Annotated in this window: 12 protein-coding genes and 1 tRNA gene; 8 read left to right on the top strand and 5 right to left on the bottom strand. The window is 62.1% G+C overall.

Annotated features, from left to right (window positions below; genetic code table 11):
• Positions 1-27: 27 nt before the first annotated feature.
• Positions 28-1,101: an ABC transporter ATP-binding protein gene (locus AB4X18_RS17675; RefSeq protein ID WP_370401325.1), complete on the bottom strand. Its 1,074-nt coding sequence runs from the start codon at positions 1,099-1,101 to the stop codon at positions 28-30.
• Positions 1,102-1,246: 145 nt separating this feature from the next.
• On the opposite strand from AB4X18_RS17675, the gene AB4X18_RS17670 reads away from it, so the two are divergent.
• From AB4X18_RS17670 to AB4X18_RS17650, 5 genes are all read left to right on the top strand, one after another.
• Positions 1,247-1,903 carry a GntR family transcriptional regulator gene (locus AB4X18_RS17670; RefSeq protein ID WP_370401324.1) on the top strand — a complete coding sequence of 219 codons (657 nt, stop codon included), beginning with the start codon at positions 1,247-1,249 and terminating at the stop codon, positions 1,901-1,903.
• 80 nt (positions 1,904-1,983) lie between these two features.
• Positions 1,984-2,910 (top strand): N-acyl homoserine lactonase family protein, encoded by a 927-nt coding sequence (locus AB4X18_RS17665; RefSeq protein WP_370401323.1) that lies wholly within the window; start codon positions 1,984-1,986, stop codon positions 2,908-2,910.
• A 7-nt stretch (positions 2,911-2,917) separates the two neighbouring features.
• On the top strand, positions 2,918-3,736 hold the full coding sequence (locus tag AB4X18_RS17660) for a TIGR01459 family HAD-type hydrolase (RefSeq protein WP_432816847.1): 819 nt from the start codon (positions 2,918-2,920) through the stop codon (positions 3,734-3,736).
• A 4-nt stretch (positions 3,737-3,740) separates the two neighbouring features.
• Positions 3,741-4,697 (top strand): class II aldolase/adducin family protein, encoded by a 957-nt coding sequence (locus AB4X18_RS17655; RefSeq protein ID WP_370401320.1) that lies wholly within the window; start codon positions 3,741-3,743, stop codon positions 4,695-4,697.
• A complete protein-coding gene (locus tag AB4X18_RS17650; protein WP_432816846.1) occupies positions 4,694-5,947 on the top strand; it encodes an FGGY-family carbohydrate kinase in 1,254 nt (417 codons plus the stop codon). Before AB4X18_RS17655 ends, AB4X18_RS17650 begins: the two co-directional genes overlap by 4 nt.
• A gap of 72 nt (positions 5,948-6,019) precedes the next feature.
• On the opposite strand, the gene AB4X18_RS17645 is transcribed toward AB4X18_RS17650, so the two are convergent.
• From AB4X18_RS17645 to AB4X18_RS17635, 3 genes are all read right to left on the bottom strand, one after another.
• Positions 6,020-8,350, bottom strand: coding sequence for a TRAP transporter permease (locus AB4X18_RS17645; protein WP_432816845.1), 2,331 nt, complete (start codon positions 8,348-8,350; stop codon positions 6,020-6,022).
• Between the two features lie 67 nt (positions 8,351-8,417).
• The gene (locus AB4X18_RS17640) at positions 8,418-9,461 is read right to left on the bottom strand and encodes a TAXI family TRAP transporter solute-binding subunit (protein ID WP_370401315.1); all 1,044 of its coding nucleotides are present in this window, start codon (positions 9,459-9,461) and stop codon (positions 8,418-8,420) included.
• Between the two features lie 213 nt (positions 9,462-9,674).
• Positions 9,675-9,758, bottom strand: a tRNA-Leu gene (locus AB4X18_RS17635).
• A 146-nt stretch (positions 9,759-9,904) separates the two neighbouring features.
• Between AB4X18_RS17635 and AB4X18_RS17630 the strand changes: the two genes are divergently transcribed.
• Together AB4X18_RS17630 and AB4X18_RS17625 are read left to right on the top strand one after the other, a co-directional pair.
• Complete coding sequence (locus AB4X18_RS17630) at positions 9,905-10,483, top strand: YqaA family protein (RefSeq protein WP_370402658.1); 579 nt, start codon at positions 9,905-9,907, stop codon at positions 10,481-10,483.
• The gene (locus tag AB4X18_RS17625) at positions 10,480-10,941 is read left to right on the top strand and encodes a disulfide bond formation protein B (RefSeq protein WP_370401314.1); all 462 of its coding nucleotides are present in this window, start codon (positions 10,480-10,482) and stop codon (positions 10,939-10,941) included. The genes AB4X18_RS17630 and AB4X18_RS17625 overlap by 4 nt, the downstream gene beginning before the upstream one ends.
• On the opposite strand, the gene AB4X18_RS17620 is transcribed toward AB4X18_RS17625, so the two are convergent.
• Positions 10,938-11,363: an Lrp/AsnC family transcriptional regulator gene (locus tag AB4X18_RS17620; protein WP_370401313.1), complete on the bottom strand. Its 426-nt coding sequence runs from the start codon at positions 11,361-11,363 to the stop codon at positions 10,938-10,940. The genes AB4X18_RS17625 and AB4X18_RS17620 overlap by 4 nt on opposite strands.
• A gap of 108 nt (positions 11,364-11,471) precedes the next feature.
• Here AB4X18_RS17620 and rocF point away from each other — a divergent pair, with 108 nt between their 5' ends.
• Complete coding sequence (gene rocF, locus AB4X18_RS17615; RefSeq protein WP_370401312.1) at positions 11,472-12,392, top strand: arginase; 921 nt, start codon at positions 11,472-11,474, stop codon at positions 12,390-12,392.
• Positions 12,393-12,394: the final 2 nt, after the last annotated feature.

Raw genomic sequence — 12,394 nt, 5'->3', positions numbered from 1 at the left:
GTGTTGGCCTTCTTGTTGTATGGCGGGCTACAAAGCCGCCTCTGACTGCGGATCAAAGAGATGCACTTCATCCCCCTGCACCGTGAATGAGCGTGTTTCGCCTGCGGCGACCGGTGCCACGCTGTTGACTTCGATGGCGACCCGCTGGCCGCCCATCTCGGAGATCAGGACCGATTGGGCACCGATGTATTCCGACAGGATGACGGGCATTTCGATACCCTCTCCGCTTTCGGCAAAACTGGACGGACGGATGCCAAGCGTGACCTGCCGATCCTTGTGTGTGGCAAGCCGCGCCGCCCGCGCCGCAGGCAGGGGAATGGAAAAGCCCTGCCCCTTTGCATGCAGAATGCCACCTTCATCAAACAGCTCAGCGCCAAGGAAATTCATTGTCGGCGACCCGATGAACCCCGCCACGAATTTATTCGCCGGATTGCGATACAGCTCCTCCGGAGAGCCCGCCTGCATGATCTTGCCGAATTTCATCACCACGATCTTGTCGCCAAGGGTCATCGCTTCGATCTGATCATGGGTGACATAGATCATGTTCTTGCCGACACGCTGGTGCATCAGCGCCAGTTCCGCGCGCATCTGACCGCGCAGCTTGGCATCAAGGTTGGAAAGCGGCTCATCAAACAGGAAGGTGCCCGCGTCCCGCACCAATGCGCGTCCCATCGCGACACGCTGGCGCTGACCGCCCGAAAGCTCCGCAGGCTTGCGGTCTAGATATGCAGACAGATCAAGCGTTTCAGCGACGTCCTTCACGCGCTTTTCAATGTCGGATCGGTTCATCCGCGCAAGGCGCAGGGCGAAGGACATGTTCTTGGCCACGTTCATGTGCGGATAAAGTGCATAGTCCTGAAAAACCATCGCCAGGTCGCGCGCCTTCGGCTCAAGCCGCGACACGTCGCGGTCACCGATCATGATCTTCCCGTCTGTGACGCTTTCCAATCCGGCAATCATCCGCAGGGTGGTGGACTTGCCGCAACCGGACGGCCCCACGAGCACGGTGAACTCGCCATCCGCCATTTCAAGGTTGAGGTCTTCGATAACGGTCACCGCGCCATAGTCCTTGCGCAGATGCTCCAGTCGAATGTCTGGCATGGCGGTATCCCTCTCCCTCGCGCAGAGGGAATATCAGTTTGTATACAAAAGCAACCGTAAATATGCAAATTGTCACGCTGCCATGGTTTTGTCGGGAAATTCGTGCTAGGACGGTGTCCGAAGACCCTTGTAAGGACCCCGCGTCATGGATCAGCCCGCCCCATCCCCTCGCAGTGCCACGCGTCACAAGATCGAAGCCGCCCTGCTGGACGATATCGCCGCAGGACTGCTGCAGCCGGGCGAACGGCTTGATGAAACAAGGCTGGCAGAACGGTTCGGTGTATCCCGCACCCCGGTCCGCGAAGCGCTAAGCGGGCTGACCGCGCAGGGTGTTCTGGTGGCGGGGGAAAAGCGCGGGGTGCGCGTGGCGCAATATTCGCGTGCGGAACTGGGTCAGATGTTCGAAGCCATGCAGGAAATCGAAAGCATTTGCGCCCGGTTGGCCAGCCAACGCCTTACGTTACTGGCCCGCGCAGAGATCGAAGGCGCACAGGCTGCCTGTGCAGATGCTGCCGCCAGGAATGACCGCCTTGCCTATATCAAGGCCAATGAGGCGCTGCACATGTCGATCTACCGCGCCACGGAAAACCCCTATATCTTTGAACTGGCGTCGGACTTCCGCCGCAAGACCGGACCTTTCCGCGCCAAGAAGCTTGAAACGCAGGAGGATCTGCACGCCTCCGTCGAGAACCATATCGACCTGCTGGCCAAGATATTCTCCGAAGATGTGCAGACGGCGGTGGACGGCATGCGCAAGCATATGACCGAAAGCTTCATGCGCGTGCTGGCCGCGAACGGGTAGTTTCCAAGATTTCGGCGCCCACCTGTAGACAAGGAAGTATTTGTGTATACAAATAGCCCGACTCGCAAGTGGAGAACCTCATGGGCATCGCAGAAACCAAGATCTATCCGATCAACACCGGCTGGCTGGAGGCCGATCTGGGGACCTACACCTTCTGGAAAGGTCCTGCGGGCAAGAAGATCTGGAATCCCTGCTATTGCTACTATGTCGACACCGGGGAACATAAGATCCTGATCGACACGGGTCTGTGCGATGAAGAACGCGCTACGAAATACCACCACAAATGTGAAAAACGTGGCAGCACGGAGGTGCATTTGCACCTCAAGGAAAAGCTGGGCGTTGATCCATCACAGATTGACGCCATCGTCTTTACCCATCTGCACTGGGACCACGTGCAGAACATGAAGGAATTCCCCAACGCGCGCTACATCGCGCCGTCGGCGGAAATCGAAATGGCCTATAATCCACTGCCGCTCTACTACCGCACCTACGAATGCGGGATCCTGGGGATTGAGCCGGCCTACGCGGGTTGCGTGTTCGAAGGGATCGCGGACGAGACAGAGGTCTTGCCGGGGATCACCATGTTCCATACGCCGGGACATTCGGTGGGGCACATGGCGGTGACCGTCACCACCAGTGCGGGGGATTTCGTCATCTGTGGCGATGCCATTTTCCAATCCCGCAACCTTGAACCCAACCCGGCGGAGATGTGGCGATACTGGGTGCCCGCGCGGTTCGTGAACGCGCTGGAAGGCTGGAAATCGGTGGAGGAAATCGACAAGCGCGCCGATTACATCCTGGCCTGCCATGATGCCGCCTGCGGCGATCATGAGGTCTATCCCTTCCCGGGTATGGAACTGCGCAAGCGGCGGCAGTTCATTCCGGGTTTCCCCTTCTATTTCGGGGACATGCCGCCCGGTGCTGCCGAAAAGGCCGCGCCCGCAATGAAGGCCGAAGACGTGGACGCCTATATGGCCAGTCTGGTGCCGCCCACACCGGACCACTAACGCACCTGTGGAGCGTATCGAGAGCATCCAGTCGGTCGCGGACCACTACGATGTGATCGTTTTCGACCAATTCGGCGTTTTGCATGACGGCACCGCGCCCTACCCCCATGCGCTGGCGGCGGTCGCTGGCCTTAAAGGCGCTGCCTGTTCGCTGGCCGTGCTGTCCAACTCCGGAAAATCCGCCGATCTCAACCACCGCCGCATCACTGACATGGGTTTTGCGCCCGATGCTTTCGATGCCGTCATGACTTCGGGAGAGGCATTGCGGATCGACATGGCGCAAGGGGCCTTGCGCGCGATCAACTCAATCTACGCCATCGAGGCCGCCAAAGGCGATGCGCAGACGTGGGCCGGGGACCAGACGGTTGACTTTACCGTCGACCCAGCTGCCGCTGATGCGATCCTTCTGATGGGTCTTGCAGACGGGGACAGCCACATTGCCGAACGCGCCGTGTTGAAAGCAGCGCGCAAGGCCGACAAGCTGCTGATCTGCTCCAACCCGGACAGGGCCGCGCCAAGGGCGTATGGCCGTTTGGTCGAATCCCCCGGTGCGCTGGCGCATGAGTATGCAGACGCGGGCGGACGGGTGCTGTTTTACGGCAAGCCGCATCTGCCGATATTTGAAGCCCTGCACGCGCAACTTCATCATCCGGAACCACACCGCATCCTGATGGTCGGCGACAGCCCGGAACACGATATTGCCGGCGCCAGAACCGCGGGCTGGGACAGTCTTTTCATCAGCGGTGGCCTTCATTCAGACAGCGACCCTACGACGCTGTTCGCGCCGAATGCCTTGCCGACCTATACCCAACAGACGCTAAGGTGACAGCATGACCTCCCTTCCCACAGACTTCCGCGCCCTGTCTGCCCGTCTGGGGCAGGACCCCCTGCAAGTACAGGGGGCGGGCGGCAACACCTCCTTCAAGGACGGTGCGGTAATGTGGATCAAGGCATCAGGTACCGAACTGGCCGATGCGGAGGAAAAGGACATCTTTGTCGCCGTGGACCGCGATAAAGCAAAGGCCGAAGCCTACGGCGCGGGCGATGGCACCTGCAAGGCCGCCGTGCTTGACCCGCAAGCCACCCTGCGTCCCTCGATCGAGACAACGTTTCATGCGCTGCTCGACTGGAAGGTCGTGGCGCATACCCATTCGGTTGCCACTCTGGTCCATGCGATCAGCGATACAGGCTGCGCGGAAGCCATGCGCAAGCTTCAGGGTTTGCCGGTTGCCGTGGTGCCTTACCGCAAACCCGGTGTGCCGCTGACCGGAGCAATCGCGACAGCAATAACGACCGACACTCAGGTGATTATCCTGCAAAACCACGGCCTTGTCTGCGCGGCCCACAGCGTGGAGGAGGTGTCAGAACTGATTGCCAATGTCGAGGCGCGGTTGATCATGCCCTTGCCGGAACGGCCCTGCACGTCTCCTGCGTCCCCTGCTCCTGACGGCTATGACTGGTTCGAATACGCAGCCCCTCTGGCCCGGGATCCACGGCTGCGGGCGCTGGTCACGCAAGGCTCCTACTATCCCGACCACGTGGTGTTTCTGGGTCCCGCCCTGCCGACGGAACCCGGCGGAGTGGCAGTGGTCTGCACCGACGGCGTCGCCTTGCGCAAGGACGCAACATCCGCACAACGCGCAATGCTGTGCTGTGTGATGGATGTGCTGGGCCGACTGCCCGAAGACTGGCCGCCCCACCCGATCGGCGCTGAGGCAGAAGCCGCATTGCTGAACTGGGACGCAGAAAAATACCGTCAGGCGCTGGCCGCGAAACCCGCACCATGACATTGGCGCTTGGCATTGATCTGGGCACCTCCGGCATCCGTTGTGCGGTGATCGGTACGCAAGGTGACGTGATCGGCATGGCGCGGGGCAGCTACCCCGATGGCACTGCGGAAGGCTGGTGGCATGCGGTGGTGGAAGGGTTGGATGCCCTCTCCGGACAGATCGGCGCGCAGGCGATGTCGCAGATCAGCCGCGCGGCGGTCGATGGCACGTCCGGCACCATGGTTCTGGTGGACGCTGACCTTGTCCCGGTCACGCCCCCCTTGATGTATGACAGCAGCGGTTTCGACGATGAGGCCGCCGAGATCGACCTTCATGCCCCGAAGGGTCATATGGCGCGCGGCCCGTCCTCTGCGCTGGCGCGCGCCTTGCGGCTGCAACGCATGGATACCGGGGGCCGCGCAAGGCATCTGTGCCATCAGGCGGATTTCATTCAGGCGCGGCTGACGGGGGTGCCGGGGCATTCGGACGAAAACAACGCCCTGAAAACGGGTTTTGACGTGGCGTGCCGGGTTTGGCCCGACTGGATCGCCCGGACACCGCTGCGGGCAGCGCTGTTGCCGCAGGTCCATGTCGTCGGCGCGCCGCTGGCGCCGGTCGCGCCGGACCGGGCGGCGGCCTTTGGCCTGTCCCCCGCGCTGATGCTGCACGCAGGCACAACGGACAGCATCGCGGCCTTTCTGGCCACCGGCGCGGCCGATGTGGGGGATGTGGTGACCTCACTTGGGACAACCTTGGCCATCAAGATGCTGAGCGACACGCGTATCGATGACCCCGCGCAGGGCATCTACAGCCACCGGCTGGGCGACAAGTGGCTTGTGGGCGGCGCATCCAACACCGGTGGCGGGGCGTTGTTGGCCCATTTCACGGTGGCAGAGCTTGAAAGCCTTGGCGCTGCGATTGATCCGGGGACGCCAAGCGGGCTGGATTATTATCCCTTGGCCCGACCGGGGGAGCGATTTCCCGTGAATGATCCGCACCTGCCCCCCCGCGTGACCCCGCGCCCAAGGGATGATGCGCTGTTTCTAAAGGGGCTGCTGGAAGGCATCGCGACGATTGAGGCGCGGTGCTACGCCGCGCTCAAAGACCTCGGCGCGCCGGAAATCACCCGCATCTTCACGGCCGGCGGCGGCGCGTCCAGCACAGTCTGGCAGGAAATCCGCGCCCGGATCATCGGCAAGCCGTTTGCCACACCAAGCTACAGCGAAGCGGCGATTGGCGCGGCCCGGTTGGCGCAAGGCGGCGTCTGACAACGGATTTCGGAAGCACCCGGTAAGCGTTCAAAAGGCCTGGCGTTCGTAATTCGGCAAGGAAGGCGTCGCTCAGCGCCACCTTGCTGCCTGACGGTGCAGGAACAACAGTGCCGCTGCCACCGCGAGCGCGGACAGATGCACGATCTCCGGGCGGGCAAGCAAGGCGCCAGCTACCCCGAGCCGCGCCGCGATTTCAACAAGTCCCAATCGCTGCGTGTCAAAACGCGCCAGCGCACTGGCCAGCAGATACAGCGCCAGCAGCAAGCGCGCGATCAGCCACATGAGCGGCAACACCTGCACCCCGTCTTCATACCCTGCCAGAAACGCCTTGCCGGGGCTGGCGGGGTCGATCAACGCCTGATCGATCAGCAAAAGCTCCGGATAGAATGCAAAAACGAAGGGAATCGCGAACATCACGATCCCCGACCGCACCGCGCTGAACCCCGTGGCCATCGGTTCGGCCTTTGTGATTGTCGCCGCCGCAAAGGCAGCCAGCGCCACCGGCGGCGTGATCGCGGAAGCGACCGCGAAATAGAAGATGAACATATGCGCCGTGAAGGTCGCAATCCCCAACCCGACCAACATCGGCCCCATCAGAAGTGCCACGTTGATATATGCAGGCACCGCAGGCATCCCCATGCCCAGCAGAACGGCAAGCAGCATGGTGATCACCAGCGCGATGAACTGGAAGGCGACCGCATCGCCACTCCCCAGATCCAGTGCGATCAGAAAGCTGAGCACATCCACCGCCACGAACTTCGACAGACCCGTGAAATTGAGACAGACGTCGATCACCGTGACCGCCAGAAACATCAGGTAAAGCGTCGAAATGGTGATCCCCGCTTCGGCCAGCCCGTCCAGCACAAGGCGGGGTGTCTTGCGAAAATCCCGGTCCAGAAACAGCAGCACGATCACGAATGCTGCCCCCCACCACCCGGTGGCCCCCGCGTCGCCGGCGGCGTTTTGGTAGACCTGCAAGACCCAGGGCAGGCTTTGTACCTGGCACAGCCCCCCTTGCGTGATCGTCTGCGCGCCCAGCAGCCACCCCACCGGGCCGCATCCCACCGCATCCTTGGGGGTCAGCAGCAGCACAAGGATCAGCAGGATCGGCAGGAATATCTGCATCAGGTGCAGGATATCGGCCCGCGTCAGCCGCATGTCGTCGGTCATCTGGCCGAAGGCTTCGATCCCCTGTTTGCGCGACTGGAACATCGCCGTCAGGAACAGGCAGAAGAAATAGGTCAGTGCCGGGATCGTGGCAGCCACGATCACGTCGCCGTATGGCACCGCCGTCAATGCCGCAAGGATGAACGCCGCCACTCCCATCACCGGCGGCATGATGGACCCACCGGAGGATGCAGCCGCCTCCACCCCGCCCGCAAAGGTTCTCGAAAAGCCGCGTTTCAGCATCATCGGAATGGTCAGCACGCCTGTGGACAGGACGTTTGTGACCGGCCCGCCGGTGATCGTTCCGAACATCGCCGATGAAACGATCGCCGCATGGGCAGGTCCGCCCCGCAAGTGGCGGGTCCAGCGGAACGCCAGTTTGATCAACGCCTTGCCGCCCGCAGATTTGCCGAACATCGCGCCCAGAATGATGTAGGGAAAGACCACGTTCATGATCACGTTCATGAACCGCCCCAACATGCCCGAAGCGTTGTTGACCAGCGCATCATGCACATTCGGCCGCCCGTCCAGAAAGCTGCGCGGCTCTCCGCCCAGTTTGGTCATCAGGTACTTGTTGATGTTATCGGGCCCGTGGAAATACCACACCAGCACGGTGCCGATGGTATAAAGTGCCATGACCAGCGCCACGAGCACAAGCGGCAACCCCCAGACCTTGATATTGTAGCCCAGGAACACCAGCATCGTCGCGCCCATGATCACGACAAGCCAGACACCTGTGGTGGTCACACAGCGCGGGTCATCCACCGTGTCGGGCACCGGCAGGCCCAACTCCTCGGCAAAGGCGATCTCCGCCTTAAGTGTTTCGGCAATCAGCCGCGCGCGGTCCCCGTTGATCAGATCAATCAGGCACACGCTGTCGATCTCGATCAGGTAGGTCAGTGAAATGGCCGCTGCGGACAGGACAAGGGCGGCATCCATGAACAACCCGAACCACGCCCGCGATTGGCCTTGCCATGCCTGCCACATCGAATGCCTGAGCACGACGACGATCATCATGATCAGGAAGACCAGCGGATAGAAGTATTCGGTCGCGAAGGCACGGACCTTCAGCGCCTCCATCCCGGTCAGACCGCGCCACATCTCCGTCCAGCCGGGAATGGCCGGGGTGCTGTTGATGATCCCGATGAAGACGAAGATCAGCGCAAACGCGTAAAGGACGCGACCAAAGCGCTCCGGTTCGTCCGGATTTTCGTGCACTTCCGCCTGCGTCATCCTAAACCCTTGTGCCGGTCAAACCCGGCACCCCCTTGCGGGGCAACAGGATCCGTACACGCCCGCTCTAGCTGTCCTCGGCGCAGTCGGGAATGTCATACCCGGCCTCTTCCCAGGCCCGAACAGCCCCCTTGTGGTACTTCAGCGGATTGGCCCCGCACATCCCCAGCGCAGGATTGTCGTAGTTGACGGTGTTGCCATAGGGCGCCTTCGCCTTCAGCGCATCAAGGGAGGCGATGTAGGCCTTGACCAGTTGATAGACCAGTTCCTCGTCCATGTCCTTGTGGACGATATCGCCGCCAATGGTGGCAAGCGCGCGAAAGGTGTCGTCCTCGGACACAAAGGACCAATCCTGCCCCATGACCTGCGAAATCTCGGCCACGGGCAATTCCACGGACGCACTGCCGGGGGCCTGCATGTATTTCTGCATCACTTCGCTGTCATAGACGTCCTTGGGCATCGACCAGGCGGTCATCTTGCCCGACGCGCCCAGCGTCGCGACGCGGCTGCCGGGAAACAGCTCCGGCAGGACCACGGCGTCCGGCTCTCCACCGTTGATGATGGACGCCGCTTGCCCCCAGTTGGCCTGCATCCCTTCATAGCCTTCGCCATCTTTCAGGCCGGTGATCAGTTCGATCATGGTCCGTCCGTTGGTCAGCGCACCACCGCGTGGCGGTCCATTGAACACCTTCTTGCCTTCAAGCCCGTTCCAGCCGTCGATCCCCTTGGCGTCATAGGCATACAGAAAGAAGATCCCAAGCGTATAAGGCGTGATCGCGCGCAGGTTCGCGGCAAGCTCCGCCCCCTTTTCCTTGCCCAATTCGCCATAGGGCCCGACGCCCCGGCTCATCAGAAAGGGCAGGATATGCGGTGTGCTGCCGATGTCGGTCTTGCCTTCGGCAACGTTCTGCACGGTATTCGTCAGGGTCTGCCCGTCGGTCAGCTGCACGTTGGCGATCCCTTGGGTGCCTGCGATCTCGGCCAGATGGCTGGCCGACAGGTGCGTCGATCCACCGGGGCTGGCGGTTTCCGCCGTAAGGTTGGTTTGTGCAGACAGCGGGGCTGCCAGCATCCCGCAGACCGCGCTGGCCCAGAATATGCCAAATCTCATGTTATCCTCCCGAGACCAGTTATTGGCCTTGGAACAAGTATTGCCCAAAAATTGGACAATGACGACTAATTTTGAGCGACCGGGCGATGATAACCGGGGGCACGTGCGCAGGCCGGGTCTGGCAGATGCCGCAAACAGATCGACGCACGGCGTAGCACTGACGCGGACCGGGATCGCTTAGGATGTGCAGAAAGGGGATCAAACGACCCTTCGTGGTACCCAAGGCCGGACTCGAACCGGCACGCCTTGCGGCGGGGGATTTTGAATCCCCTGCGTCTACCATTCCGCCACTTGGGCACAGCCACGAAGGCCATGGGGTCATCTAACGCGACAGACGCGGCCTCACAAGTGGATTTTGCAGCCCCCCGCACCCCTTGTCCCCCTTGACGCGCGCAGCCCTGCGTGATGTGGCTGCGCGCACCTCAAGGGATCACATCCGCACCATGCTGCAACGGTTATATGACTGGACACTCAGCCTTGCTGAACACCCGCGCGCCCTGTGGGCGCTGGCCATCGTTGCCTTTGTGGAAAGCAGCTTCTTTCCGATCCCGCCCGACATCATCATGATCCCGATGATCATTGCCCGGCCCAATCGCGCCTTCGTGATCGCCGGTATCGCATTGGTGGCTTCAGTGCTGGGCGGGCTTCTGGGCTACGCCATCGGCGCCTTCGCCTATGAGGCCATCGGGGAACCGATCCTGTCGGCCTTGGGCAAGACCGATGCAATGGCGGAATTCTCCGGCCGGTTCAACGACATGGGCTTCTGGGCGGTGCTGACTGCCGGCGTCACCCCTTTCCCCTACAAGGTCATCACGATCATGTCTGGCTGGACCGGCATGCCGCTGGGCGTGTTCATCGCCACCTCAATCCTTGCGCGCGGCCTGCGGTTCTTTCTTGTGGCGGCCCTGCTGTGGAAATTCGGCGCACCGGTGCGCCGCTTCATTGAAAAACGGTTGGGGCTTATGTTCACGCTCTTCGTGGTCTTGCTGCTGGCCGGGTTCGGCGCGATAAGGTTCCTATGAACAAATGGGTTCTGATCAGCTTGGCCATGGCAGGCTCCGCTGCGCTGTTGCTGGGGGCCTTCGGGTTCCAGCATCTGGGTGGTCTGTTGCCCTGCAAGATGTGCCTGTGGCAACGCTGGCCGCACGGCGCGGCGGTGATCATCGGCATTGCGGCACTTGGCTTGCGCATGGCGCCTCTGGCGTGGCTGGGTGCCTTGGCCGCAGGAACCACCGGCGCGATCGGTGCCTATCACGCAGGGGTCGAATGGGGCTTCTGGCCCGGCCCGGCCTCCTGTTCAGGTGGCGGTCTGGACATGGGCGGGATGACCGGCGCTGACCTGCTGTCTATGAACGCGCCATCGGGCCTTGTGATGTGTGACGAGGTCGTCTGGTCGCTGATGGGCCTGTCGATGGCAGGCTGGAACGCGCTGGCATCCTTCGCGCTGATGGCCCTGTGGATCGCCGCCGCCCGCCGCTAGACCGCCTTGCGGGTGCTCAGCAGCAGGTTCGTCTCGCTCTGTGCCACGCCTTCCAACCGCCGGATGCGAAACAGCACGGCATCGAAATCCGCCAGTGTCCGCGCGCCGATCTCCGCGATCACATCCCACCGGCCGTTGGTGGAATGCACCGCCCGCACCTCGGACATCGTGGCAAGCTGGCGGATGATCCGCTCCGCCCCGCGCCCCTCGATCCCGATCATCATCAGCCCCCGCACCGGATCGCTTTGCACATCGGCGCGGGTAATGACGCTATAGCCGACAATCTCGCCCGATTGCTGCAACCGGGCCAAACGGTTGCGCACGGTGGTCCGCGACAGGTTCAGCGTGGCTGCAAGGTCCGACAATGCCACGCGCGCATCCTGCTTCAGCGCCGCAATCAATCGTTCGTCCGTATTGTCCATCTTTAGTACCCAAATTGATAAATAGAAGATCAATACGGTCAGTTTGGCGTCTTGTCGATGGCCGTTATCGCCAGATATGACCACACGACACTGCAAGGAATAACGCACATGGACACCACACATTGCCTGCTGATCGGCGCGCCCATGGATTGCGGCAAGCGCCGCCGGGGCTGCCTGATGGGCCCCGATGCCTACCGCACCGCCGGACTGGGGGACGCGCTGCGCTCGCTGGGGCATACCGTCACCGATCAGGGCAATGTCGTCGCTGATCCTTTCACCCCGCGCCCGCATCCCAAGCTGGTCGATCTGGAGGAATGCATCGCCTGGACCACCGCGCTGGCCCATACATCCGAAGCCGCAATGGCTGAAGGCATGCCCATCTTCATGGGCGGCGATCACGCGCTGGCGGCAGGCACCGTTCTGGGGGCCATGCGCCACGCGGCGTCCGTCAACCGCCCGCTTTTCGTGCTCTGGCTCGATGCACACAGCGATTTCCACACCCCCGACAGCACCGACAGCGGCAACCTGCATGGCACACCGCTGGGCTATTTGACGGGGCGCGAGGGCTTCGAAGGGTTCCCCGACCTGCCCGCACCCCTGCCCCACGACCGGATCATGATGCTGGGCCTGCGGTCCGTGGATGCCGCCGAACGCGCCGCGCTTCAGGACACGGCGGTGGAAACCATCGACATGCGCCAGATCGACGAAGGCGGCATCGCCACGCCCCTTGCCGCGTTTCTGGACCGGGTCGAAGACGCCAACGGCCTGTTGCATGTCTCGCTTGATGTGGATTTCCTTGACCCGGCCATCGCGCCTGCCGTTGGCACGACCGTGCCGGGCGGCGCCACCGTGCGCGAGGCCCATCTGGTGATGGAGATGCTCCACGACAGTGGCCGCATGACGTCGCTTGATCTGGTCGAACTCAACCCGTTTCTTGACGAACGCGGCCGTACCGCCACGCTGATGGTGGACCTTGTCGCCTCGGCCCTGGGCCGACGGGTCTTTGATCGCCCCACACGTGCCTACTGATC

The sequence above is a fragment of the Sulfitobacter rhodophyticola genome, assembly GCF_041281685.2.
GTDB lineage: Bacteria > Pseudomonadota > Alphaproteobacteria > Rhodobacterales > Rhodobacteraceae > Sulfitobacter.
Note: the sequence above shows the minus strand (reverse complement) of the source record. Positions and strands in the feature narration are given on the sequence as shown.

What these genes read in the sequence shown, in the direction of transcription:
- AB4X18_RS17625 (WP_370401314.1), top strand. Translation starts at nt 10,480, where the DNA reads ATGAACAAATGGGTTCTGATCAGCTTGGCCATGGCAGGCTCCGCTGCG.
- AB4X18_RS17620 (WP_370401313.1), bottom strand. Translation starts at nt 11,363, where the DNA reads ATGGACAATACGGACGAACGATTGATTGCGGCGCTGAAGCAGGATGCG.
- AB4X18_RS17650 (WP_432816846.1), top strand. Translation starts at nt 4,694, where the DNA reads ATGACATTGGCGCTTGGCATTGATCTGGGCACCTCCGGCATCCGTTGT.
- AB4X18_RS17670 (WP_370401324.1), top strand. Translation starts at nt 1,247, where the DNA reads ATGGATCAGCCCGCCCCATCCCCTCGCAGTGCCACGCGTCACAAGATC.
- AB4X18_RS17655 (WP_370401320.1), top strand. Translation starts at nt 3,741, where the DNA reads ATGACCTCCCTTCCCACAGACTTCCGCGCCCTGTCTGCCCGTCTGGGG.
- AB4X18_RS17675 (WP_370401325.1), bottom strand. Translation starts at nt 1,101, where the DNA reads ATGCCAGACATTCGACTGGAGCATCTGCGCAAGGACTATGGCGCGGTG.
- AB4X18_RS17640 (WP_370401315.1), bottom strand. Translation starts at nt 9,461, where the DNA reads ATGAGATTTGGCATATTCTGGGCCAGCGCGGTCTGCGGGATGCTGGCA.
- AB4X18_RS17665 (WP_370401323.1), top strand. Translation starts at nt 1,984, where the DNA reads ATGGGCATCGCAGAAACCAAGATCTATCCGATCAACACCGGCTGGCTG.
- AB4X18_RS17630 (WP_370402658.1), top strand. Translation starts at nt 9,905, where the DNA reads ATGCTGCAACGGTTATATGACTGGACACTCAGCCTTGCTGAACACCCG.
- rocF (WP_370401312.1), top strand. Translation starts at nt 11,472, where the DNA reads ATGGACACCACACATTGCCTGCTGATCGGCGCGCCCATGGATTGCGGC.
- AB4X18_RS17645 (WP_432816845.1), bottom strand. Translation starts at nt 8,350, where the DNA reads ATGACGCAGGCGGAAGTGCACGAAAATCCGGACGAACCGGAGCGCTTT.